The following is a 22,788-nucleotide window of genomic DNA, read 5'->3' as shown; positions in this document are numbered from 1 at the left end:
GCCTCTTTTTTAGCTTAGTTAATAAGGCTCGGCATCGTGTCCTTTATTCATAGCATCTTGTGGGGCTTGATCACCATTGATATTGCCAAGTGGTTTTGATGCAGAGGAGCCTTTTCTAGCGTTGTGCAAACCTTCCTTGAGTAAGCGACCATATTCTTCATCGGCTTCTTCTGCCAAAGCAATCATGGCGTTTTGAATGTCCTCATGACAGACCGATAGATCATTTATTAAATTTTCAAGAAGTTCATCGCGCTCCCACTGTTCAAAGTTACGATAAGTCTCACCAGCCTGTTTGGTATTACTTTGACGATCAATCGATTCGCGAACAAGGTTTCCTTCAATGTATGGTGTGTATTCTTTACCCGCTTGTGTTGCTTCCTTTAATCCATTAAGCATGGACGGCTCATAATTAATATGTGGATTTTGGCCAGGTGCCAAATCACGCTTGTACATCATTTGCCCACCATGTTGATTGGTTGCTACACGTTTTTTAGGTGCGTTAATTGGAAGCTGTAAGTAGTTGGCTCCTACACGATGGCGTTGTGTATCAGAATAAGAGAAAGTACGACCTTGCAACATTTTATCATCAGAGAAATCTAAGCCATCAACAAGTACCCCTGTGCCGAAAGTAGCCTGTTCCACCTCAGCAAAATAATCTTCAGGGTTTTTGTTTAACACCATTTTGCCGACTGGATACCATGGGAATTGATCGTTTGGCCAAAGCTTTGTGTCATCCAATGGATCAAAATCAAGCTCAGGGTGTAGGCCATCCTCCATAATTTGAACGTGTAGCTCCCATTCAGGGAAGTCTCCACGTTCGATAGCATCATATAAATCTTGTGTAGCATGATTGAAATTTTTCTGTTGGATTTCTTCTGCTTCTTTTTGTGTTAAATTTTTAATGCCTTGTAGTGGTTCCCAATGATATTTGACAAGGACTGCCTTGCCTTCACTATTCACCCACTTGTACGTATTAACCCCAGAGCCCTGCATCATACGATAATTAGCTGGAATCCCCCAAGGAGAGTACACGAATGTTACCATATGGAAGGTTTCTGGTGAGCTAGCGCAAAAATCAAAGAAACGTTCAACATTTTGAATATTAGTAATGGGGTCAGGCTTAAAAGCATGAATCATATCTGGAAATTTCAGTGCATCCCGGATAAAGAAGATTTTTAAATTATTACCTACTAAATCCCAGTTGCCATCCTCTGTATAAAACTTTACTGCAAAACCACGGGGATCACGTAATGTTTCTGGAGAGTGACCACCATGGATAACAGTTGAAAAGCGCACAAAGACAGGCGTTTTCTTCCCTTTATCCTGAAAGACTTTTGCGCGTGTATATTTAGAAATGGGTTCATTGCCAACAACACCATAGGATTCAAAATACCCATGTGCCCCAGCACCACGAGCATGCACAACCCGTTCTGGAACTCTCTCTCTGTCAAAGTGGCTCATCTTCTCTAGAAAATCATAATTTTCAAGTGTTGCAGGACCTCGATTACCAACTGTTCTTAAATTTTGATTGTTCGTAATTGGATGTCCCTGTCGATTGGTCAATGTCATATCTTGCTCATGTGTTGAATCATTTTGCTGTGTCATAGTATGACCCCTTTCCTATAGATACTTCCATTTTGTCCTTGAATGGGTCAAACTAGTCATCCAAATTATTCTTTGAGCTAATAAAAAAGCTCTCCATACATAAATGTAGGAGAGCCTTGGATGGCGTTTTCAAATGGAATCAAGTTGTTTTGAGTATGGCCATTGCTTATAGTTGGTCATGAGTCATCGGTCATACAGTAACAGGTAACTTGTCATTGGTTTTTAACTAATTAGCCGAAAAGCTAGATTTGAAAACAGCACATCCAACTCGGTTTGGAGTCTCACCGCCCCGAGGCTAGAAATAACGGGAATCGTCAAAGTTAATTTGAATACTGTAATTTTTTGAATTGATAAGATTGGATAGTTTATGTGCATCTTTTTCAAGCTTCGTTGCTCGTTCTCGATATTCATCCGGCTCATACAAAGCGATTTCATATAACATTGTATTTTCGCCATAGCCAAATCTTACACTCTCTTTTTCTCGCATACTGAAATCTTTACACAAATCAGCCTCAGCACGGAGTTGTGTCGCTAGTTCGATGGCTTCTACTAGTGCCAGCTTTTGACCTTTAAAGTCTACTGTGTTTTGGATGTTTGCTTCATAAACTAGGCGGTCTAATGTACGTGTATCTAGACGAACTTGTGCTAAGTCAGCTTCAATAAGGGGGAGGGCTCGATTACTTGTTTTAGGAGCTTGTCCCTTTTCAACTGTTACAAAAGCACTGCGATGTAGTTCACTTACTAGCTCTTGAGTTTTCTTTCCTAAAATACTTTTTAGTTTAACAGCTTCTGCAAGATTAATCACGAAAACACGTCCTTTTTATAGTGTTATAGATGGCTCATCATTCGACATGAGGGCGATTTGATAGTGTCCGCCATGAATTTGATTAAACATTTTCCCTGCTGATGCAAGTAGTTCTTTCGATGCGTCATTTGTTAAAGATGGTCGGAGATAAAATATATGTAACGCCTCTGTTGTTTCCTCTGTGACAGCTGTGCGTTTAGAATCAACAAAAGGTGAGCCAAATGCTCCTACCTCATCACGACTGTAGAGAATATTAGCTAATGTATTAAAGCGCCCATTCAAACCATCATAACCAATTTCGTCATGACCAAGATCAATTTCTACAAATTCTTTGATTTGAGCGATATCATAAAGTCCAATAGGCATTTCATATTGGAGTGAAAAGAAATTATTTAAATCAACACCTGAATGAATTGGCGTTAAGTAGTTTTGCTTACTAATTCGACGCATTAGGCTTTCTGCTGCGTGACGATAACGGTTTGGATCAGCACCAAGCTTTTTCCAGAGCTGTCGCCATTCTACAATACCCTCACGCTGTGTTACAGGAAGTTCCTGCATTTCAAGAAAGAGATTTTCCTGATACAATTGCATACGCCCTTTAATCATTTGAGGAGATTCCGCTACGGCAATTTTGGTATAATGAATAATGCCGATTTTTAGCTCGGGATGTTGTGTTAATAGAGATTGGTTAATGGAAATTTCCAATGAACATCACCTACTTTATCTATTTCTATTATTGTACCATGTAAGGAGTTGGAAATAAAATGAACATACACGACCTACAACATGATTTTGTGGCATATGCGATGTCCATTGGTGTTGATAAAATAGGTTTTACAACAGCAGCTCCCTTTACAGAATTAAAAAACAGATTGCGTCGACAGCAGGAGCTCGGCTATCAGTCTGGATTTGAAGAAAGTGATATTCAAAAACGTACAGAACCCCTTCAACTACTAGATGAAGCAGAGAGTATTGTAGCAATAGCTGTTGCTTACCCTTCACGTATGCAAAATGCACCAATTGGTAAAAAGGGTGCGCGACGTGGGATTTTCTGCCGTGCTTCATGGGGTGTCGATTATCATACAGCATTACGCGAGCGTTTAAAGTTATTATCTGCTTGGCTTGAGGAACATGTCGAAGGTGTACGTATTGAATCAATGGTAGATACAGGAGCACTTGTAGATCGGGCGGTAGCAGAACGTGCAGGCATTGGTTGGAGCGGCAAAAATTGCTCGATTATCACCCCTGAATTTGGTTCCTATGTGTATTTGGGAGAGCTCATCACAAATATTCCATTTGCGCCAGATAAGTCAATGGAGGATGAATGCGGAGATTGTCGCCTATGCTTGGATGTTTGTCCAACGGGAGCCTTAATCCAAGGTGGACAATTGAATGCTCAGCGCTGTATTGCTTTTCTGACTCAAACGAAGGGAACATTGCCAGATGAGTTTCGTAGTCATATCGGTAATCGACTGTATGGCTGTGATACATGCCAGACCGTATGTCCTAAAAATAAAGGGAAAATTAATTGGATGCATGAAGAATTTATGCCAGATCCAGAGCTAGCCAAGCCATTACTGACACCGCTTTTAACGATTTCCAATCGAGAATTTAAGGCGAAGTATGGTCACGTCTCAGGCTCATGGCGTGGGAAAAAGCCTATCCAACGTAACGCCATCTTGGCACTTGCTCATTTTAAAGAGGAAGCCGCCATACCAGATTTGATTGCTTTACTTCATAAAGATGACCGTCCTGTCATTCGAGGAACAGCTGCATGGGCTTTGGGCAAGATAGGCGGAGAAACGGCCCAATCAGCTTTACATGAAGCGGAAGCTATCGAGCAGGACGAAGAAGTACTGAGTGAAATTCATAAAGGGTTGCAGTTTTTCAAGTAAGATTGGATCTAGGGACAATTGGTTAACTACATTTCAATGTAGGGATGAAATCAGTTGATTGGAGTCCCTATAATTGGGAGAAGAGTCGCTCCAAAAGAAGAGTACCCCGCTCAATCTGTGAGAGAAGCCGCTCTAAAAGAAGAGGGATCCGCTCAAACTGGAGGGAGAGTCGCTCCAAAAGAAGAGAACTCCGCTCAACGTGTGAGAAGAACCGCTCTAAAAGAAGAGAACTCCGCTCAACCCGAGAGAAGAGCCGCTCCAAAAGAAGAGAAGCTCGCTCAACCCGAGAGAAGAGCCGCTCTAAAAGAAGCGAATCCCGCTCAACCTGTGAGAAGAGTCGCTCCAAAAGAAGAGAACTCAGCTCACCCCGAGAGAAGAGTCGCTCCAAAAGAAGAGAAGCTCGCTCAACCCGAGAGAAGAGTCGCTCTAAAAGAAGATGAATCCGCTCACACCGTGAGGAGAACCGCTCCAAAAGAGGATGAATCCGCTCAACCTGTGAGAAGAGCCGCTCCAAAAGAGGATGAATCTGCTCAACCTGTGAGAAGAGCCGCTCTAAAAGAAGCGAATCCCGCTCAACCTGTGAGAGAAGCCGCTCAAACTGGGGGGAGAGTCGCTCCAAAAGAAGAGAACTCCGCTCACCCCGAGAGAAGAGTCGCTCTAAAAGAAGAGAAGCTCGCTCAACCTGTGAGAAGAGTCGCTCTAAAAGAAGAGAACTCCGCTCAACGTGTGAGAAGAGTCGCTCCAAAAGAAGAGAACTCAGCTCACCCCGAGAGAAGAGTCGCTCCAAAAGAAGAGAAGCTCGCTCAACGTGTGAGAAGAGCCGCTCTAAAAGAAGAGGGATCCGCTCAACGTGTGAGAAGAGCCGCTCTAAAAGAAGATGAACCCGCTCAACCCTGTGAGAAGAGCCGCTCTAAAAGAAGCGAATCCCGCTCAACCTGTGAGAAGAGCCGCTCAAACAGTGAGAAGAGTCACTCTGAAAGAAGAACAACCCGCTCAACCCGTGAGAAGAGCCACTCTAAAAGGAGAGAAGTTGATCCAAAAGAGTCAGACTTCGTTTAATTCTTAAAAGAGCTAGCTTAAAGAAATATTTAATAAGGAAGTGTGTCGTTATGCCATTGCATATCGTTTTATATCAACCAGAAATACCGGCCAATACAGGAAATATTGCTCGTACCTGTGCGGGTACTAATACATCGCTCCATTTAATTCGTCCACTAGGTTTTTCAACGGATGATAAAATGCTGAAACGAGCGGGCTTAGATTATTGGCATAGTGTGAATATTGTCTATCATGATTCACTTGATGATTTTATAGAGTACTCTAAAAATGGAGATGTTTATTTAATCGAAACGTATAGTGACGAGCCGTTTTCGACACATGATTTTAGCGATCAAGACCGAGATATTTATTTTATGTTTGGGAAAGAAACAACTGGTTTGCCGAAGGACTTTGCTTACGAACGCCGAGATATGTGCTTGCGTATTCCGCAAAGTGATCATGTGCGATCACTCAATTTGTCCAATACGGCTGCGATTGTTATTTATGAGGCATTACGTCAGCAAGGATATCCAGGTTTACATTAAAAAGCAGTTCTCCACATGTGAGAACTGCTTTTTTCATACTAAAACTTTAATAGCACGACATTTCCAGCTGGGTCCTCTGTTTGGAACCCTCCATCGATTTCCGTAACGGGTGCCCCCATTACACGAAGGTTTTCTTTCATTGTTGCTGCTTGTTCTTCATTATCTAAGCGCAACGAGAACGTTTTTAAGCCGACCTGGTTTTGTCCAAGTTTTGGCGCATTTTCTGAGTGCCAAGTGTTTAAACCAATATGATGATGATAACGGCCTGTAGAAATAAATAATGCTTGGGACCCGTAGCGTGTGACAATATCATAACCTAATCCCTTTGTATAAAATTGCTCAGCTTCAGCTAAGTTGGAGACCGATAAATGAATATGGCCCATCACTGTACCAACAGGAAGTCCATTCCAGTTTCCATTGCCTTCTTCTAAAATAGAACGAATATTGAGTGGTTCTGTCACCATATGCACATGATCGTTATGCCATGTCCATTCACTTTCAGGACGATCTGTATAAATCTCGATACCATTATGATCAGGATCATTTAAATAGAGTGCTTCGCTAACATCATGGTCAGAAGCCCCAAGGTAAACGCCCTTTTCGTGGAAATGAGTAATGATGTTAGCTAAGTCACGGCGAGTTGGTAATAATAAGGCAAAGTGATAAAGACCTGCCGTCATGCTAAGCTTTTCTTCCACTGTTTCAGGCTGAACAATGGTTAATAGAGCTGTTTCTCCATCGGCAGTTAATGTGGCTTTATGTGATTCTTGTTGTAAAATTTTAAAGCCGATGATTTCTTGATAAAAGGTTAAGGAGCGCTGTAGATCACTTACTTTTATTTCAACATTCGTTACATATGTGTTGGGTTTTTCATGAAAATGCATATAGGATTCCTCCGATTAGTTATTATTTTTCATTAAGTTACTTTATGTAAGTTAGTTTATTTTAAAAATAAAGGAAAGTCAAGTATTTCTATTGTTCCACAAAAAAAGAAAATCACTAAGCTTTTCTAAATGCTTAGTGATTTTCTTGAGATATTATTTGTCAGCTTTGTAGTCGCCTTCGTATCCAGCAGTGAAAATAGCTGTTAAGAAAGCAACTGTTACACCAATGATTAATAATAATTTCATGGAAGTAACCCTCCTCATGTTATAAAGAAATCTCTTTTTAGTATAGCCTATCTACTTTAAAAATGAAACGACATAGCAGAATAAAATATGTCAGAAATGGTTCAAACAGATTAATATCGGGAAAACTATTAATGAGGTGATCATTATGGAAAAAAAGGTGCCAAATATTGAAAATGGGACAATGGTGAGAGATATGAAGGAATTAAAAGATTTGGGCAAACAGATGGAGCATTTACGTGATGGTCTAGAGCTTGCAGAGGATGAGCGCATCGCTGATCCAATTCAATTGGAAGATGTTGAACAAAAGAAAAAGTAGTATATAAAACAGCCGCTTTATTTTTCTTAAATCCAATTTTTTGTATAATGGTACTAGGAAAAGAAAGGGGTTGTGCTTTTTGAATTTACAATCAACGAAAACATTATTAAATGGTATAGAAATGCCTCGTTTTGGCTTAGGTGTTTACAAAATGACAGAACGTGAGGAAACATTACAGGCTATTGATAAAGCAATTCAATACGGTTATCGAGCTATTGATACAGCATCCTTATATGGGAATGAGGTAGAAGTAGGAGAAGCAATTCGTCATTCAGGCATTCATCGTGAAGATATTTTTGTTACAACAAAAGTATGGAATAATGACCAAGGATATGATGCAACATTACGTGCTTTTGAGGTTTCGCTAAAGAATTTAAATATGGATTACCTAGACTTATATTTAACTCATTGGGCTGTCCCAGAAACATTTGAAGAAACATATCGAGCTATTGAACGCCTTTACGATGAAAAATTAATTCGCGCAACAGGTGTATCGAATCATCATGAGCATCATTTAGAAAAAATATTAGCAAAGGCAAATATCGTGCCAATGGTCAATCAAGTGGAGATGCATCCATATTTACAGCAGCAGCCATTAAGCGCATTTTGCAGTGAACATCAAATTGCTGTTACGGCATGGTCACCACTAGGACGCGGAGGTGTACTTGCGGATCCTACCATTATTGAAATCGGGCAAGAAATCGATAAAACCCCTGCTCAAGTAGTGCTACGTTGGCATTTACAAAATGATACACTCGTTATTCCAAAATCAGTGACACCGAGCCGAATTGAGGAAAATGCAAAGATTTTTGACTTTGAATTAACACAAGAACAAATGGAGAAAATGGCAACATTAAATCGTAACCAACGTTTTGGGCAAAATCCAGATCATTTCAAATTCGATTTTTAGAAAATGAGTAAATCCCGCTCTCCAACAGAGAGGCGGGATCTTTTTTCTTATTGCTCGTCCTTGACGATAATTCGTTTATTTAAAAATGGATGTTCAAATTCTAATTGAATGGCATGCAGTTCGTAGTCATCACTTGCTGTTTCTCGTGCACCATACATAGTATCCCCAATAATTGGATGGCCGATATAGGCTAAATGTACACGAATTTGATGTGTTCGTCCAGTCTCAAGTATAAGATGAACAACACAGGAATTTTTGTAGCGGGCCACCACTTCATAGTGTGTTACAGCATGCTGTCCAGTTTTAGATACAACACGTCTTGTGGCATGATGGCGGTCTTTGCCAATTGGTTCAGCAATCGTTCCAGAAGCTGTTCGTAAATTACCTTGCACTTCTGCTGCATACGTACGAATAATGGTTTTTTCCTCAATCATTCGATCAAAAATGGACTTTGCTAAAGGGTGCTTTGCAACTAGTAATAAGCCTTGTGTCCCTTTATCGAGACGATGAACATGCTCAGCATAAATACCACCTTGTTCTTTGATATGTGCCATGACATGGTTCATACATGTATGTGTATCACGAGCATCATTAGGATGTGTTGCCATACCTTTTGGCTTCGATACGATTAAACAATGGTCATCCTCATAGACTACATCAATAGCACATACAGGTGTTGGTTTGTAGCTAGATGTTGGAATAGGAAACGTAAATTTGATAATTGTTCCAGTTTGTAAAGGTGTTTTCCATTGAATCAGCTCATCATTTGCCAATGTGACAGCTTTGGCCATACGCAATTCATGAACGAGCTTTTTACCAAGTTGCCACTGATTACGTAGCAATTCTTCCACACTTAAGTTATCTTCAGCGATTTCATAATGAAACATAGATCTTCCTCCGTAGAAAAAACCGTATTCCAAAGGTAGAACACGGTCTTCCGATTATTTTGCAGCTTTAGAAGCTTTTATTAAATAAAAGCTTGCCCCTGCGATTAAAATAAATGCAGTTAATGCTAAAAACGGAATCGTAATAAAGCCTAACCAGTTAATATATTGTCCTGTACAGGAAACTGCGCCACAGGAAGGGGCATTTTCAGCTAAATAGCTAAGCTTTTGAATTCCGTAATGGTAAAGTGAAATACTGCCGCCAATGACAGAAAATACAGCTGTTGTGACAGCAATACGTGCATTTTTTTGTATAAATGCTACTGTCGTCATAATAACAATTGGATACATAAAAATACGTTGAATCCAACATAATTTACAAGGTTCATAGTGACGAATTTCAGAAAAATATAAAGAACCTAACGTTGCTATAGCAGAAACAATCCAAATAAATAATAAGCCATTTTCCTCTTTTTTAGACATATCCAATCTTCCCTTCATAAAACCATGTCCTTGTTCGATTATAGTGGTTCTAGTTTTATATGTAAATCAACTTACACAAAATAAGGTATGTGATGAAATTCAGTCTAAAGTATGAACGGCGGAAGCAGACGCTTTCAATAGCTTAATGGTATCATTAACAATAGTAATGCTAAAGAAGAGGTGTTTTCGTGAGGGAGAATGAGCATTCCAATATCAGTATTTTAAAAGAAATTGCTGAACTATTAAATGAAGAAACTGAAATTGTCACAATGCTAAAAGGTGCACTCATCAAATTTTTAAATGGCACCAACTTTGAAACAGGCTGGATTTTTTTTATTGATGCAAAGGGGCGCTCAGAGCTTGTTGTCCATGAAAATTTACCAGAGGCATTAGAATATAACAATTGTCATTATTTAAAAAAGGGTGGCTGTTGGTGTGTATCACGTTATCGCAATGAAGAGCTAAAAAAAGCCTCCAATATTATCGAGTGTCAGCGTATTGAAAGTGCCATAGCCGCAAATGTTGGGGATCATGAAGGAATTACACATCATGCGACAGTACCTCTACAATCAGGACAAGAACGTTTTGGGGTATTAAATGTCGCATCTAAGGATACAGTGCGCTTTTCAGAGGAGGAGCTAGCTTTATTAGAATCAGTTGCCTTTCAGATGGGGTCGGCTATTAAGCGAATTTTACTGACAAAGCAGGAGCAGGAAATGGCACTTGTGAAGGAGCGTAATCGTCTAGCTCGTGATTTACACGATTCAGTCAATCAACTACTCTTCTCAGTCACGTTAACAGCAAGAGCTGGCATTGAGATGACGGATGATTGTGAAGTAAAAGAAACATTTAAAGAGATTCAGCATTTAACACAAGATGCACTAACAGAGATGCGTGCGCTAATTTGGCAACTGCGACCTAAAGGGTTAGAAAATGGTTTACTTGAGGCCATGAAAGTATATGCTGAAATGCTTGGCTTGAAACTACATGTTACGGTTTCAGGTGTATTGCAATTTCCCTCACGTATTGAAGAAACATTATTTCGCGTAGCGCAAGAGGCTTTAAATAATGTACGTCGCCATGCAGGTGTATTAGAGGCAGCATTGTATATTACTGTTACATCAACAGATATATTGTTGGTTATTCGTGATGAGGGACGAGGCTTTGTTATTGATAACAATACAAAGTTGCTGTCGATGGGCTTACAATCTATCAAGGATCGTGCAAAATCAGTGGGTGGAACTGCTGACTGGGTAAGTGAAATTGGCAAAGGTACGGAGCTGCTAATCCGCTTGCCGTATTAAGGGGGAGAGGACATGATACGTGTATTAATTGCAGACGATCATCACGTAGTGCGAAGAGGACTACTGTTTTTCTTAAAGACACAAAAGGATATTGAAGTTGTTGGAGAGGCGAAAAATGGGCATGAAGCCGTAGCATTAGCGGAAAGCATCCAACCAGATATTATCTTAATGGATTTAGTCATGCCTGAAATGGATGGCATTCAGGCAACTAAACGCATCAAAGCAAAGTTTCCGCAAATAGAAATTTTAATGCTTACTAGCTTTTCTGATCGAGATCATGTGGTCCCAGCAATGGAGGCAGGAGCGGCGGGCTATCAGCTAAAAGATATCGAGCCAGATGAATTGGTCTTATCCATTCGTCGTATAATGCGTGGCGAAAACACTTTGCATCCTGAAGCAACGACAACGCTTGAAATGGATCGCCAAGAGTCACAGAATGCCCCCCATTTATTAAATCCGCTGACACCTCGTGAGCAGGATGTGCTAGCAGAGCTCACCAAGGGCAAGAGTAATCGGGAAATTGCATCCTCACTCTTTGTCACAGAAAAAACGGTGAAAACCCATATTTCAAATATTTTTACAAAGCTACAAGTACAGGACCGTACCCAGGCAGCGCTATATGCTGTTAAGCACGGGCTAACTGAGGGTAGCGGTATGTAAATAAACGGCGAGCTTCTACTCACATAGTAGCACTCGCCGTTTTTTACATTATTTATGTTGAACAAATAGTTTTTTTGATATCTCTAATAATGTAGAGCTTGGTGTTAGTGCTAGATCTTCCTCTAGTTTTTGTTTATATGTTTGGAAAATTTTATGCGCCTGTTCATGAAGCCCCGCCTGTATTAACGTATATAAATAGTGCTCAAGTTTTTGTTCATTGTATGGATCATATTCTAATAATGCATGTAAAAATTCCATCGCTCTTTCAGTATCTGAAAAGATCGTTGTTTGAAATCCCTTTTCTAATAACTCTATGTATGATTTCATTAATTTATCCTTATAGGCAGTTGACCATTCATAATCATCAAAAACAAAAAGGCCATTCTTATAAATAGAAAGACATTGATTAATCAAAGAAATAGAGGGGAATTCCAGTCGTGAAAAATCTTCATGAAGTTTTTGAAAATCGTATAAATCACACACAATATTTGGCCTTTCAAAGATATAGTATTTATTTGAAAAGACAATACAGTTTTCATAGCCAATTGTATTTAAAGTTTTCCTTAAATAGGAAAGAGCCGTATGAAGATTGGATTTGGCCCGCACATAATCTAAATCTGGCCATAGAATTTCAATTAAATAATCGCGATGAATCGGTATATTTGGGTGCAAAATAAAATAAGCAAACAATTCCTTCGTTTTTTCAGTTTTAAATGCCACTAAACTATTGTTACTATAGACGGCAAATTGATCAAAGCACTGTACATTTAATAAAGTTTGTGTAGCTTGTTGAAGCATTTGCTGTATAGAAAATTCATGCTCAATACGGGCTATTGTTTTTTCTAAACGGGCATGACTAATAGGCTTTAATACATAGTCAAGACTACCAATCTCATAGGCTTGTAATGCAAATTCATGATAGGAGGTAATAAAAATAACACTGACTTGTGGACGCTCTGTTTTAATAATATCAGCTACTTCAAGTCCTGATAATTCTTGAAGTTTTACCTCTAAAAAGATAGCCTCAAACTCCATAGTCGGCAACTCGTTCAGAAATACTTCTACACTTGTAAAGGTTTGAATCACCTGTATTTGTTGAAAGGCATGTAGTTTACTTTGAAAATAGTGTAAAGCTAAAGGTTCATTGTCTATTAAAACGGCTCGAATCACATCAAACTCTCCTTTTTACAATTAAATTAAAAACATTAAACTCTAGTTCATTTTGGGTGAAAAGGCTTTCTATATATAGTGAAGGGCAAGAAAAGTGGATATCACTCAACTTTTCTATTAAAAATTTGATACTAGAAAAAGCAATTTGTGTTGTAGTACTTCCACAGGTGAGAGTCCATGAATCCTGATGTGTGTTGTTACATCACGTCAAATCCATTCAAAGAAAGTTTCGCCGTTCAATATATAGAAGATAAAAGTTTTGTATGTTGTGTTAAGAGAATTGAAATAATTGTTTAGGCGTTTAAATCAAACTATTCTTATACAAAAATAAAACAACATAGTATTTGGAATGAAAGTTGAATAGGGGCATAAGCCTTGTTTTTTCTTATATTGCTAAAATAGTATAATTGTTGTAACAATAATTAGGCGTTATTATAGTACATTTGTCTTAAAAAATACTCAAAAAGTACTTAAAAAATACTTAAAAAGATAGGATATTAATTAAAATAGAAGTGTATATAGGAATAATGGGATAGCATGAAAGGAGATTTTACCATGAAATTAGAGCGTCTTCTAACAATGACGATGATTTTAATCAACCGTAAAAAGGTGAAGGCTCAGGAATTAGCAGAGCTGTTTAATGTTTCCGTTCGTACAATTTATCGAGATATTGAAACACTGAGCTGTGCAGGTGTACCTGTTATTAGTCAACAAGGTGTAAATGGTGGCATCAGTTTAATCGATGGCTATCGTGTTGATAAGCAAGTGTTGACGAAGGACGAGCTGACGTCACTTTCTATTGCGATTAAAAGTGCTTTGACTACTTATGAAGATGCCCACGCTGAAGCTGTGCTTGAGAAAATAACGAGTATTGCTGATGATCATGTAAAACAATCAATGGACCACCTATTTGTCGATCTTAGTCCGTGGGGCCCAAACGTTCTTTTTAAAGAGCATATTACGACACTAAAGAAAGCTATAGAGCGTAAGCATTGTATAAGCTTTCATTACTCTACTACGTATGGGGAGCAAACAAGTCGAATAGTTGAACCACATACAATTGTGCAAAAAGGTAAGATATGGTATTTATATGGCTATTGTACATTAAGAAAGGATTTTCGTTTATTTAAGCTTGCGAGAATGAAAAACTTACTACAAGTTGATTCTACCTTTGAGCGGAAGGAAGTGAATTTAAGTGAACTTCCTTGGGGGAAAGAATGGCATAGACCACAAAACGTAGTCGATTTAGTCATTTCTTTTGATAAAGACATCACGACATTGGTGGAGGAATCCTTTGGTGCAGAACATATAGACCATGACTATTCTATGATTAATATAGCTATACCCGAAGATGAATGGCTTTATGGCTTCTTGCTCAGCTTTGGGCATCGCATTAAAATCATTGAACCACTTTATATAAGAGATATTATTCAAAAACGCGCACAAGAAGTTGTTCAATTATATAAAAATCTAGACAATTGATGACAGACAGTTGTCAGGTTTCCTTTGGTATAGTAAGGACAAATAAAGCGAAAGGTGGAATGACGATGCAAAGCTATTGTCAAAGCTGTGGTATGCCTTTAGTAGACGAGGCGTTATTGGGCACTGAAAAGGAAGGGGACAAAAGTCAGGATTATTGTACATATTGTTATGAGGGAGGCGAGTTTAAACAACCTCATTTAACAGTGGAAGAAATGATTGAAATTTGTGTACCACATCTTAAGGAAGATGGTATGTCTGAAAACGAGGCACGTAATATGCTGACTTCCTTTTTGCCAAGTTTAAAGCGATGGAGAAAAAATGAGTGGAAAGAACCAAAAGTGGTTGAATTGAACGCATTTAATATCGTAGGCATTTCAACTCAAACAAGTAATGCAAATGAAATAACAGAACAAGCTAAAATTCCGCAATTATGGGATCACTTTTATCAGCAAAATATTGCGGGCAAAATAGCAGAGCCAAAAAATGGTAATGTCTATGGCTTGTATTCGGACTATGAAACGGATGTGAATGGTATTTACAACATTACACTTGGTGTAGAGGTAAATAATGATAACATTCCAGCTGATTTAGTAGTGAAAATGATTCCGGCAGCTAAGTATTTAGTTTTTACATCTGATAAAGGAACAATGCCAGACGTTGTCATTCAAACTTGGCAAGAAATTTGGGCGTGGTTTGCAAATTCTAAAGTTGAACGAACATACACAGGCGACTTTGAACTTTATGATGAACGATGCGCTAACCCACACGAATCACAAGTGGATATTTATATAGCTATTAAATAAAAATAAGTCTCTTACCAATCAATTGGTAGGAGACTTATCGTCGTTTTGTGGAGGGATTATATGTGGCTCAATATGCACGAGAACCTGACAAAAGCGATTTTCACGCATAATGGTATGCTCAATTTCTTCTGTAATGCGGTGACTTTCAAAGACATTTAAATAAGGATCCACTGTGACAGTAACGTCGATGAAGTACATATTGCCATGTGCACGTCCTTTAAAGTCTAAAAGCTCCATTACTCCGTCTACGTTCCGGATTAAGACCGATAACGTTTCAACTTCATCAATATCAAATGCATCTGTAAGGCTTTGAACAGCTTCCCAAAAGATTTCTACTGCTGTTTTAATAATTAAAAAGGCAACAATGAGAGCTGTAAGTGAATCAATGATTGGGAAGCCGAAAATGGCTCCAAAAATTCCAATAGCTGTACCGATACTGACAAGTGCATCAGAGCGATTGTCAAAGGCGGCTGCTTTAACAGCGGCACTTTTAATTTTTTTAGACAGTGCTAAATTATAACGATAAACCACATACATGACAGCGGCACTACCGATTGCTACATATGCAGTTAACAGAGAAGGTGTTGTACCAGTAGGCGCCCATAAGCTTTTTAAAGAACTAACTAATACTTGAAGACCAACAACGAGCATAATGAACGATGCTACTAAAGAAGCAACAGTCTCAGCACGTAAATGTCCGTATTGGTGGTTGGAATCAGGTGGTCTTTGGGCAATACGTAATCCAATCAATACGGCGATAGATGCAATGATATCAGTGGTGTTGTTTAAACCATCTGCTTTCAACGCCTCAGATGTACCAATGTAGCCTATTGTAAGCTTGGCAGAGCTGAGGATTAGATATGTACCAATGGATAGCCATGCACCTTTTTCCCCTTGACGTAAATTTGTATAGAGCTCCATTTTGTTTCCTCCTCGCAAAACTTTCGGACATTAGAAAACGACCCCCTTTTAAAAGGGAGTCGCTTTCATCTATTTATTACGGTAGTTGCTCCCACCTATATAAGGTGTGAAGGAAAGACCATATTTATAGCTTGAATTATACAAGCGTGCTTTTTAAAGTACCACGACCAGACAATTCAATTTTAATCAATGACTGCGTCATATTCATTTGATAAATCACTGTTAGGTAATTTCAGAACTTCTAAGTATAAAATATGGTGACCATCTAATTCTTTTGCGATAAATTCAAAACCTTGCTCTTGAATACTGTCTCCTTCGACCGCATCAAAACGCTTCGTCATGAACCAACCACCGATAGTATCAATATCATCATCTTCTATGTCAGTACCTAGCATATCATTCACATTTTCAAGAAGCATCTTAGCATCTAAAATAAAATGATTTTCTGCAATTTCTTGTACTTCCGGGATTTCGTCTTCATCAAATTCATCTTGAATATCGCCGACAATCTCCTCAATAATATCTTCAATCGTCACTAAACCAGATGTTCCGCCATATTCATCCATTAAAATGGCCATATGAATACGTTCACGTTGAATTTTTAGTAATAAATCGTTAATTTGCGTCGTTTCCATCACTCGAATAATAGGTTGCATATAATCAATGACTGGCTTATCACCATTTTTGGAATCTTTAATGTAAGCGGTTAATAAATGCTTCATGTTAACTAAGCCGATAATATGATCTTTATCTCCATCCAGAATTGGATAACGAGTATATTGCTCAACACCCATTAAATCAAAAACTTCTTTAATCGTAAGCTCTTTTTCAATGCCGACGATTTCAGTTCGAGGAACCATGATTTCTTTTGCAAGACGATCTGAGAACTCGAAAATACTGTTAACATATTCATATTCTGAGTTATTAATTTCCCCACCTTTTAAACTATCCGATAAAATCATACGCAACTCTTCTTCTGTATGAGCCACTTCTGATTCTGACATCATTTTTAAGCCAAAAAGACCTGTTAAACCGCGGGCAGATCCGTTTAATAACTTAATGATCGGATACGTAATATTGTGGAATAAAATTAATGCGCCAGAAAAGTTTAATGTGACAAATTCTGCTTTTTGGATGGCTAATGTTTTTGGCGCCAATTCCCCAATAACAACATGCATAAACGTAACGATTGAGAATGCAAGTATAAATGAAAGGATAGATGTTATACTACCATTCAAATTTAGAAATTCAAACACTGGGTGCAGTATGATTTCAAATGTAGGTTCACCTAACCAACCTAAACCAAGTGCAGTGATGGTAATACCTAGCTGACATGCAGATAAGTACTCATCTAAATCTGAAACAACACGTTTTGCATTTTTCGCTTTCTTATGCCCTTCTGCGAGCAATTGATCAATGCGGGTAGTTCTCACTTTAACAATTGCAAATTCTGTTGCAACGAAAAATCCTGTCATTATAATTAGTAGGGCGAATGCCGCCAACCTAATGGTTATCTCCAATATGTCTCCGTCCAAATAATTCCTTTGTTCCCGCCCAAATGAGGGAAGTAAACAAAGTGTACACCTCCTATGATTTAAAAAATTGTTGGATGTTTCAATAATAAGTTATTTAAAAGAAAAACACAAATATTGACAACAACTTTTTCGCTTGTTTTTCACGTATCTTTTTGAAAAAAAGTAGCTAGATTCAAATATCAAAAGATTGTATTTACTATTGCTATATGCTAACTTTAAAAAGAGCAAAGATAGTTTGTTTAGGGAAAGAAGCATTTTGCATCTCATATAATACGACACGTCAAAAATCTCAAGAGTGCTTTAGCTTGCGGATTTTTTTAAATGAATTATTTTTTATAGCTAAAGGGGGAGTCTCAATATTCATTTGAGACTCCCCCTTTCTAAACGTTTACCATCACTACTATTCTTGTTGGAAGCGTAATTTTAAGCACGCTTTCTCAACATCATGAACGGTTTCCTTTAAAGGAATATCACCTGTAAACGGTGCGATAGAGACAGGTGCTTTTTCTGTAATACCTTGCTGTGTTAGAACATAGTTCTTATTGTTGTACGCCAAATAGAACGTTTTGATCGATTTCTTGCCGAAGGAGCTAGCAGAAGAATCAAACAAGCCCTTTAATTGACTGCAATACTCATTGTAAAAGTCGCTTTTATAGCCAGAAAGTTCCTCGAATTTTTTACTATTAACAGCCCCCGCTTCATCCGCTAGTTCGAATATTTTAGCGGAAAATTCTGAAAACAACTCTTTTACTTTTACACGAATTAACGCTTTTGAATTATAGCTATTTAAGTCATCCGAAAGTGTGACTTTACTCATTGAAATGGCCCCCTGCATAAAAAACATTTACTATATAAGCTGATATCATAAATGTATAAGAAAAATATACAAATTTCAACATGATTCAACATAAATAGCTTAAAGGACGTGCTATTTATAGTAAATATAGGTATTTTTGTGCGGGATTAGGGCGAAAAAGTGACTACAAATTTTAATCGTATACATGGAAAAGCATAAGCTCATGTATCATTTTTTTAACATCCTCTTCGTCTGATGGAATGGCTCCTATCCACTGAATCGTACCATCCTTTAAATATTCCGCTTGGTATCGTTCTCGTTTATAAAAAAATGAAATGGCCCACCCTGGTAGTTGAGTGTTTTCAAATAGTGGTTTAAAACTAAAATGCTGAATCATCATCAAACCTCGTTTCTATAGTATGTAGTTCATATTATTTAAGTAGAACGATAATTTTGCAACTATTCACTTCTCGATAGAAGTGAATAGGGTGTGATTGAAATTCTAAAGGGGTATTTCTTTCGTTGAAAATCCTTGCTCTGCTATAATGAGTGCAGAAGGCGACAAAATACGCCAATTGTGAATACAATTGAAATGAGAGGATACTAATGGATAATTTTATAGTGACATTACTTTTTATGGCTATAATTGGAGCTGCAATTGGGGGCGTAACAAATCACTTAGCCATTAAAATGCTTTTTCGTCCACATAATGCAATATACATTAAAAACTGGCGTCTCCCATTTACACCAGGTCTTATCCCAAAACGACGTGATGAATTAGCGAAACAGCTTGGTCTTACAGTAGTAAATTATTTGCTAACTCCTGAAACATTTAAAAAGAAATTTTTCTCAAAGGATATTCAGGACAAAGTAGAACACTTTGTGCAAACAAAAGTTGAAGAAACAATCTTTACAAACGACAAAACAATTCAGGATTGGCTAAACTTAGCGGGGTTTTCGCATATGCCTGCTACCATTGAGCAGAAGGTTGAAGCGATTGTTGAGGGACAATTTTCGTCAGTAAAGAATACACTATCAACAAAATCAATTCGTACGCTGTTATCTGATGATATTCAAAATACGATTGATGCTAAAATTCCAGTAGCGGTTCAGCATATTTTAGAAAAAGGCGAGGATTATTTTTTATCACCTGAAGGCGAAATGACGATTAAGGCGATGATTGATGACTTTTTATCATCAAAAGGGTCTCTTGGTGGCATGATTAATATGTTCTTAGGTGATTCCTCCTCACTTGTTGGGAAAGTTCAACGTGAGCTTGTGAAATTTTTACAAGCACCAGGAACGACAACATTACTAACTAAAATATTTACACAGGAATGGGAAAAATTCAAAGATCGACCAGCTATGGACTTTTTGCAAGATGTTCAATTTGAACCCATTTTATCGAAATTACAAGTGTACGTGAAAGAGCAATTAGCCATCTCAGAACGTTTAAATCAGCCGATTTCTTATTATTGGCCTGAAGGAAATGAGTGGGCGAAGTATACCGTGATCCCACAAGTGATAGAAAAAGCTTTTGTGAAGGCAGAGGAAAAACTTGAGGATGTACTAAAACGTTTAAATTTACAAGAGGTCGTTCGAGAGCAGGTGGACTCATTCCCAGTAGAGAAATTAGAGGAGCTTGTATTAGGTATTTCAAAACGTGAGTTTAAAATGATTACCGTATTAGGTGCGGTGCTTGGTGGATTGATTGGGATTGTGCAAGGCTTGATAGTTTACTTTATTTAAAAGGAGATTGTATGAATGATTAATATTTATAATGACATTAATGCGCTAGAGGCAACTTTCCGTAAGATTCCAGAATTTGAAGCATTAAAAGCTGCTGTTGAAGTTGTTAAACATGATGAAGAGGCATTAAATGTCTTTAAAAACTTCCGTAAAATCCAAATCGAGTTACAGAAAAAGCAATTAGCTGGTGAGGATATTTTGGAAGATGAGCTTGTCTATGCACAAAAAGCGGCACAGCTTGCACAGCAAAATGAAAAAATTTCAACGATGCTTGAAGCGGAAATGAAGCTTAGTAAAGTAATCGAAGAAGTAAATCGTATTTTAATAAAACCTATCCAAGGTTTATATGAAGGAATTCAATGATTGCAATGTAAAAAGGAATAATTTTTCTAGGAATTGCACATATAACAAGTAAGAGGAAAACGTGTATCCGTTATTGGTCGGTACACGTTTTTACTTTATGTACCAATTAGAGAGTATTGGAGGTTATGATTATGCATGTCATCATTGAATGGACCTATAAAACACCAAAAGGAGCAACAACGGTTTTACGTTCAACTGAAATGCCTGCAGCTCAAGCACTATTACTTGCAGAGGATATGGAAAGAACGGGAAGGGTAAAATCGATACATTGCGTTGATCGACAAGATACAAATTGGTCACTTAAAGAGCTAAAAGCATACTTAAAGGAAATTGATACAGAGCCACATAATATTACGGTCTATTTTGATGGAGGCTTTGATCGTGGGACAAGGCAAACAGGACTAGGCTGCGCTATTTATTATGAACAAAATGGTAAACCTTTACGTTTAAGAAGAAATGCGTTTTCGTCTGAATTGAAATCAAATAACGAGGCAGAGTATGCAGCGCTTTATTTAGGCTTAGTAGAGCTTGAACTGTTAAATGTCCATCATTTACCTGTTCGTATTATAGGAGATTCACAAGTGGTCATCAATCAGCTAAATGGAGAATGGCCAGCATTGGAAAAGGAATTAGCAAGCTGGGCAGATAAAATTGATGCAAAATTAGAGCAGCTTCACATCCAAGCAGAATACCAGCTTGTTTCACGTAAGGATAATTCAGAAGCGGACCGCCTTGCTACACAAGCATTAAATGGCATAGATATTACAGGCTTGAGCGAGATTGTAAAAGATTAATAATGAGAGGTGACAGTAGATACTGCCACCTCTTCATGTTGTTGAAAAAAGATGATGTTAACGGTAGAAAAAGCAACTTTGCAAGGTGAGGGGTTGATTTCCGTTCCGCCAGCATCCTTTCCAGGGGGCGTCCGAGGAGCCGCTTCACTCACTTCCGTTCGCTCCAGGGTCTCCTCTGTGACGCTAAATCCCCTAGGAGTGACGCTGGCTCCACTCCAATCAACCATTCTGCAAAAGTGTCTTTACTTTTTTTCATAGTAGCATAGCGATCAAATCGCCCATTAACTGTATTCTTAGAGGGGATAGGCTCTTATTTTCAATGTGGCGAAGTGATGCGTGACAACCTTCACTTTATTTGAAAACCTTTGCTAAAAAGTCAGTGGGTTGAAGTGGAGGGCTACTTGACTCCCGTGGGATAGCGAGACAGGCGAAGCCCTGCACGGAGCGGTAGCGGAGGAAGCGATTCGGCGCTCGCCCACAGGAAAGCAAGTAGCCTGCAACGGAAATCCATTTCTACCTTTCGATTGACAGTTTTGTTTTTCAACACTAAGGAGAGGTGACAGTAGATACTGCCACCTCTTTCTCATTAAATCCTTATTTACACTGAAACTTTTTCCATTTTAAAGCTACTACTCCTATGAATCCAAACAATAAGGAGAGATTTTATGAACATGAAAAAAATAGCACCTGCAGCTATGACTGCATTATTATTTGGAAGTGCCCTTGTACCGGTAGCTTCAGCAAATGAGCAGCATTCTACAGGAGCAGAGGTACCGCAAATACAAATTGATCCTGTACATATTTTCAATGATACTCGCGGTACTGTGGAAGATGTTCGCGTTGGGGAAAATATTACATACTACACAGTAAAAGAAGGCGAGCAAACAAATGTATTAGAAATTACTAAGGATACACTTGTGTTTGACAATACTGGTAAGAAAGTGGACCTTCAAAAAGGTGATAAAGTATTAGCTTATACATTTGCTAACAAACCTCAAAAATATATTTATCCACCACAATTCAACCCTGAGGTTGTCATTGTTGAATCAGAGGAAGTTGGCTTTGTAGAAGTTGATTATTTCTTTGAAGATTTAACAAATACGTATGATATTTTAAAATTAAATATCGGTAAAGATACAGAGCTATTCGATGTAAAAGGTGAAAAGGTAGAGGCTAAAGATTTAGCAGAGAAGCACCTTGTTGTTTTCTATACAGCCTCTACTAAAAGTATTCCAGCACAAACAACACCATCTAAAGTGATTGTACTGGACGATTATCCCGCAACTACGGTGAATCCAGTAAATGAAGAAATTGATAATATTATCGCATCAGATTCTTACGAAGTAGCTGGTACAAAAATGGTGCCATTACGCGTGATCGCTGAAAAACTTGGCTTCAAAGTGGACTCTACAGGTAAAGGGGCTATTCTTTCAAAGGGCAATATGTCTTACACAATTACTCGCGGAGAAAAAACATTTGGCTATAATAAGGCATTACTTACACTAACAGTTGCACCGACCTTGAAAGATACAAAGACATATGTACCTATTGAATTTGTGGATGAATATTTAAAATAATTGAGAAAATAGTATGCCAACAG

At 38.2% G+C, this 22,788-nt stretch carries 24 protein-coding genes; 13 read left to right on the top strand and 11 right to left on the bottom strand.

Translation table 11 applies throughout. The annotated features are described in order from the left end of the window. Positions 1 to 18 precede the first annotated feature (18 nt). From MHB40_RS21270 to MHB40_RS21260, 3 genes are all read right to left on the bottom strand, one after another. Positions 19 to 1,605 (bottom strand): catalase, encoded by a 1,587-nt coding sequence (locus MHB40_RS21270; protein WP_342533437.1) that lies wholly within the window; start codon positions 1,603 to 1,605, stop codon positions 19 to 21. Between the two features lie 295 nt (positions 1,606 to 1,900). Beyond that, complete coding sequence (locus tag MHB40_RS21265) at positions 1,901 to 2,410, bottom strand: hypothetical protein (RefSeq protein ID WP_205445559.1); 510 nt, start codon at positions 2,408 to 2,410, stop codon at positions 1,901 to 1,903. Positions 2,411 to 2,425: 15 nt separating this feature from the next. After that, entirely contained in the window at positions 2,426 to 3,115 is a 690-nt protein-coding gene (locus tag MHB40_RS21260) for a phenylalanine--tRNA ligase beta subunit-related protein (RefSeq protein ID WP_342533436.1), read from the bottom strand. A gap of 59 nt (positions 3,116 to 3,174) precedes the next feature. On the opposite strand from MHB40_RS21260, the gene queG reads away from it, so the two are divergent. From queG to trmL, 3 genes are read left to right on the top strand one after another with little or no spacing between them, the layout of a single operon-like run. Continuing rightward, entirely contained in the window at positions 3,175 to 4,305 is a 1,131-nt protein-coding gene (gene queG / locus MHB40_RS21255; protein ID WP_342533435.1) for a tRNA epoxyqueuosine(34) reductase QueG, read from the top strand. A 54-nt stretch (positions 4,306 to 4,359) separates the two neighbouring features. Beyond that, positions 4,360 to 5,364 (top strand): hypothetical protein, encoded by a 1,005-nt coding sequence (locus tag MHB40_RS21250; protein WP_342533434.1) that lies wholly within the window; start codon positions 4,360 to 4,362, stop codon positions 5,362 to 5,364. Positions 5,365 to 5,414: 50 nt separating this feature from the next. Beyond that, positions 5,415 to 5,888: a tRNA (uridine(34)/cytosine(34)/5-carboxymethylaminomethyluridine(34)-2'-O)-methyltransferase TrmL gene (gene trmL, locus MHB40_RS21245; RefSeq protein WP_205445551.1), complete on the top strand. Its 474-nt coding sequence runs from the start codon at positions 5,415 to 5,417 to the stop codon at positions 5,886 to 5,888. Positions 5,889 to 5,926: 38 nt separating this feature from the next. Here trmL and MHB40_RS21240 read toward each other — a convergent pair whose 3' ends face one another. Next, positions 5,927 to 6,772, bottom strand: a complete 846-nt coding sequence (locus tag MHB40_RS21240) for a VOC family protein (protein ID WP_342533433.1) — start codon at positions 6,770 to 6,772, stop codon at positions 5,927 to 5,929. A 391-nt stretch (positions 6,773 to 7,163) separates the two neighbouring features. Between MHB40_RS21240 and MHB40_RS21235 the strand changes: the two genes are divergently transcribed. Both MHB40_RS21235 and MHB40_RS21230 read left to right on the top strand, forming a co-directional pair. Further along, the gene (locus MHB40_RS21235; protein WP_004230831.1) at positions 7,164 to 7,334 is read left to right on the top strand and encodes a hypothetical protein; all 171 of its coding nucleotides are present in this window, start codon (positions 7,164 to 7,166) and stop codon (positions 7,332 to 7,334) included. A 79-nt stretch (positions 7,335 to 7,413) separates the two neighbouring features. Continuing rightward, entirely contained in the window at positions 7,414 to 8,244 is an 831-nt protein-coding gene (locus MHB40_RS21230; protein ID WP_342533432.1) for an aldo/keto reductase, read from the top strand. Between the two features lie 47 nt (positions 8,245 to 8,291). Here the strand turns inward: MHB40_RS21230 and MHB40_RS21225 are convergent, their stop codons facing one another. Then, positions 8,292 to 9,131 (bottom strand): RluA family pseudouridine synthase, encoded by an 840-nt coding sequence (locus tag MHB40_RS21225; protein WP_342533431.1) that lies wholly within the window; start codon positions 9,129 to 9,131, stop codon positions 8,292 to 8,294. A 54-nt stretch (positions 9,132 to 9,185) separates the two neighbouring features. Then, entirely contained in the window at positions 9,186 to 9,611 is a 426-nt protein-coding gene (locus MHB40_RS21220; protein ID WP_205445544.1) for a disulfide oxidoreductase, read from the bottom strand. Positions 9,612 to 9,799: 188 nt separating this feature from the next. Here MHB40_RS21220 and MHB40_RS21215 point away from each other — a divergent pair, with 188 nt between their 5' ends. Both MHB40_RS21215 and MHB40_RS21210 read left to right on the top strand, forming a co-directional pair. Beyond that, positions 9,800 to 10,915 (top strand): GAF domain-containing sensor histidine kinase, encoded by a 1,116-nt coding sequence (locus MHB40_RS21215; RefSeq protein WP_054548662.1) that lies wholly within the window; start codon positions 9,800 to 9,802, stop codon positions 10,913 to 10,915. Positions 10,916 to 10,927: 12 nt separating this feature from the next. Next, the gene (locus MHB40_RS21210) at positions 10,928 to 11,575 is read left to right on the top strand and encodes a response regulator transcription factor (protein WP_004230823.1); all 648 of its coding nucleotides are present in this window, start codon (positions 10,928 to 10,930) and stop codon (positions 11,573 to 11,575) included. Between the two features lie 48 nt (positions 11,576 to 11,623). Here MHB40_RS21210 and MHB40_RS21205 read toward each other — a convergent pair whose 3' ends face one another. Further along, a complete protein-coding gene (locus MHB40_RS21205) occupies positions 11,624 to 12,745 on the bottom strand; it encodes a response regulator (RefSeq protein WP_342441578.1) in 1,122 nt (373 codons plus the stop codon). Between the two features lie 555 nt (positions 12,746 to 13,300). Here MHB40_RS21205 and MHB40_RS21200 point away from each other — a divergent pair. Next, positions 13,301 to 14,227, top strand: coding sequence for a YafY family protein (locus MHB40_RS21200; RefSeq protein WP_342533430.1), 927 nt, complete (start codon positions 13,301 to 13,303; stop codon positions 14,225 to 14,227). A gap of 65 nt (positions 14,228 to 14,292) precedes the next feature. Continuing rightward, positions 14,293 to 15,030, top strand: coding sequence for an effector binding domain-containing protein (locus MHB40_RS21195; protein ID WP_342533429.1), 738 nt, complete (start codon positions 14,293 to 14,295; stop codon positions 15,028 to 15,030). Positions 15,031 to 15,048: 18 nt separating this feature from the next. On the opposite strand, the gene MHB40_RS21190 is transcribed toward MHB40_RS21195, so the two are convergent. The 4 genes from MHB40_RS21190 to MHB40_RS21175 all read right to left on the bottom strand — a co-directional run bounded on the left by MHB40_RS21190 (position 15,049) and on the right by MHB40_RS21175 (position 18,679). Beyond that, positions 15,049 to 15,951 carry a cation diffusion facilitator family transporter gene (locus MHB40_RS21190; RefSeq protein WP_342533428.1) on the bottom strand — a complete coding sequence of 301 codons (903 nt, stop codon included), beginning with the start codon at positions 15,949 to 15,951 and terminating at the stop codon, positions 15,049 to 15,051. A gap of 182 nt (positions 15,952 to 16,133) precedes the next feature. After that, positions 16,134 to 17,453 carry a hemolysin family protein gene (locus MHB40_RS21185; RefSeq protein ID WP_342443773.1) on the bottom strand — a complete coding sequence of 440 codons (1,320 nt, stop codon included), beginning with the start codon at positions 17,451 to 17,453 and terminating at the stop codon, positions 16,134 to 16,136. A 433-nt stretch (positions 17,454 to 17,886) separates the two neighbouring features. Beyond that, complete coding sequence (locus MHB40_RS21180; protein WP_205445535.1) at positions 17,887 to 18,303, bottom strand: hypothetical protein; 417 nt, start codon at positions 18,301 to 18,303, stop codon at positions 17,887 to 17,889. A gap of 172 nt (positions 18,304 to 18,475) precedes the next feature. Then, entirely contained in the window at positions 18,476 to 18,679 is a 204-nt protein-coding gene (locus MHB40_RS21175) for a YheE family protein (RefSeq protein ID WP_342534808.1), read from the bottom strand. Positions 18,680 to 18,888: 209 nt separating this feature from the next. Between MHB40_RS21175 and MHB40_RS21170 the strand changes: the two genes are divergently transcribed. From MHB40_RS21170 to MHB40_RS21155, 4 genes are all read left to right on the top strand, one after another. Then, a complete protein-coding gene (locus MHB40_RS21170) occupies positions 18,889 to 20,031 on the top strand; it encodes a DUF445 family protein (protein ID WP_205445532.1) in 1,143 nt (380 codons plus the stop codon). Between the two features lie 15 nt (positions 20,032 to 20,046). Continuing rightward, positions 20,047 to 20,394 carry a YlbF family regulator gene (locus MHB40_RS21165; protein ID WP_205445530.1) on the top strand — a complete coding sequence of 116 codons (348 nt, stop codon included), beginning with the start codon at positions 20,047 to 20,049 and terminating at the stop codon, positions 20,392 to 20,394. A gap of 131 nt (positions 20,395 to 20,525) precedes the next feature. Further along, a complete protein-coding gene (locus MHB40_RS21160) occupies positions 20,526 to 21,188 on the top strand; it encodes a ribonuclease H family protein (protein ID WP_342533427.1) in 663 nt (220 codons plus the stop codon). Between the two features lie 665 nt (positions 21,189 to 21,853). Beyond that, positions 21,854 to 22,765, top strand: coding sequence for a copper amine oxidase N-terminal domain-containing protein (locus tag MHB40_RS21155; RefSeq protein WP_342533426.1), 912 nt, complete (start codon positions 21,854 to 21,856; stop codon positions 22,763 to 22,765). Positions 22,766 to 22,788: the final 23 nt, after the last annotated feature.

Origin of the sequence: Lysinibacillus sp. FSL K6-0057, from assembly GCF_038630885.1 — a bacterium.
In the GTDB taxonomy this organism is placed as follows: domain Bacteria; phylum Bacillota; class Bacilli; order Bacillales_A; family Planococcaceae; genus Lysinibacillus; species Lysinibacillus fusiformis_F.
The sequence above is the reverse complement of the archived record's forward strand: the minus strand, read 5'-3'. Positions and strand labels throughout refer to the sequence as shown.

What these genes read in the sequence shown, in the direction of transcription:
- MHB40_RS21270 (WP_342533437.1), bottom strand. Translation starts at nt 1,605, where the DNA reads ATGACACAGCAAAATGATTCAACACATGAGCAAGATATGACATTGACC.
- queG (WP_342533435.1), top strand. Translation starts at nt 3,175, where the DNA reads ATGAACATACACGACCTACAACATGATTTTGTGGCATATGCGATGTCC.
- trmL (WP_205445551.1), top strand. Translation starts at nt 5,415, where the DNA reads ATGCCATTGCATATCGTTTTATATCAACCAGAAATACCGGCCAATACA.
- MHB40_RS21240 (WP_342533433.1), bottom strand. Translation starts at nt 6,772, where the DNA reads ATGCATTTTCATGAAAAACCCAACACATATGTAACGAATGTTGAAATA.
- MHB40_RS21235 (WP_004230831.1), top strand. Translation starts at nt 7,164, where the DNA reads ATGGAAAAAAAGGTGCCAAATATTGAAAATGGGACAATGGTGAGAGAT.
- MHB40_RS21225 (WP_342533431.1), bottom strand. Translation starts at nt 9,131, where the DNA reads ATGTTTCATTATGAAATCGCTGAAGATAACTTAAGTGTGGAAGAATTG.
- MHB40_RS21220 (WP_205445544.1), bottom strand. Translation starts at nt 9,611, where the DNA reads ATGTCTAAAAAAGAGGAAAATGGCTTATTATTTATTTGGATTGTTTCT.
- MHB40_RS21210 (WP_004230823.1), top strand. Translation starts at nt 10,928, where the DNA reads ATGATACGTGTATTAATTGCAGACGATCATCACGTAGTGCGAAGAGGA.
- MHB40_RS21200 (WP_342533430.1), top strand. Translation starts at nt 13,301, where the DNA reads ATGAAATTAGAGCGTCTTCTAACAATGACGATGATTTTAATCAACCGT.
- MHB40_RS21195 (WP_342533429.1), top strand. Translation starts at nt 14,293, where the DNA reads ATGCAAAGCTATTGTCAAAGCTGTGGTATGCCTTTAGTAGACGAGGCG.
- MHB40_RS21190 (WP_342533428.1), bottom strand. Translation starts at nt 15,951, where the DNA reads ATGGAGCTCTATACAAATTTACGTCAAGGGGAAAAAGGTGCATGGCTA.
- MHB40_RS21180 (WP_205445535.1), bottom strand. Translation starts at nt 18,303, where the DNA reads ATGAGTAAAGTCACACTTTCGGATGACTTAAATAGCTATAATTCAAAA.
- MHB40_RS21175 (WP_342534808.1), bottom strand. Translation starts at nt 18,679, where the DNA reads ATGATTCAGCATTTTAGTTTTAAACCACTATTTGAAAACACTCAACTA.
- MHB40_RS21170 (WP_205445532.1), top strand. Translation starts at nt 18,889, where the DNA reads ATGGATAATTTTATAGTGACATTACTTTTTATGGCTATAATTGGAGCT.
- MHB40_RS21165 (WP_205445530.1), top strand. Translation starts at nt 20,047, where the DNA reads ATGATTAATATTTATAATGACATTAATGCGCTAGAGGCAACTTTCCGT.
- MHB40_RS21160 (WP_342533427.1), top strand. Translation starts at nt 20,526, where the DNA reads ATGCATGTCATCATTGAATGGACCTATAAAACACCAAAAGGAGCAACA.
- MHB40_RS21155 (WP_342533426.1), top strand. Translation starts at nt 21,854, where the DNA reads ATGAACATGAAAAAAATAGCACCTGCAGCTATGACTGCATTATTATTT.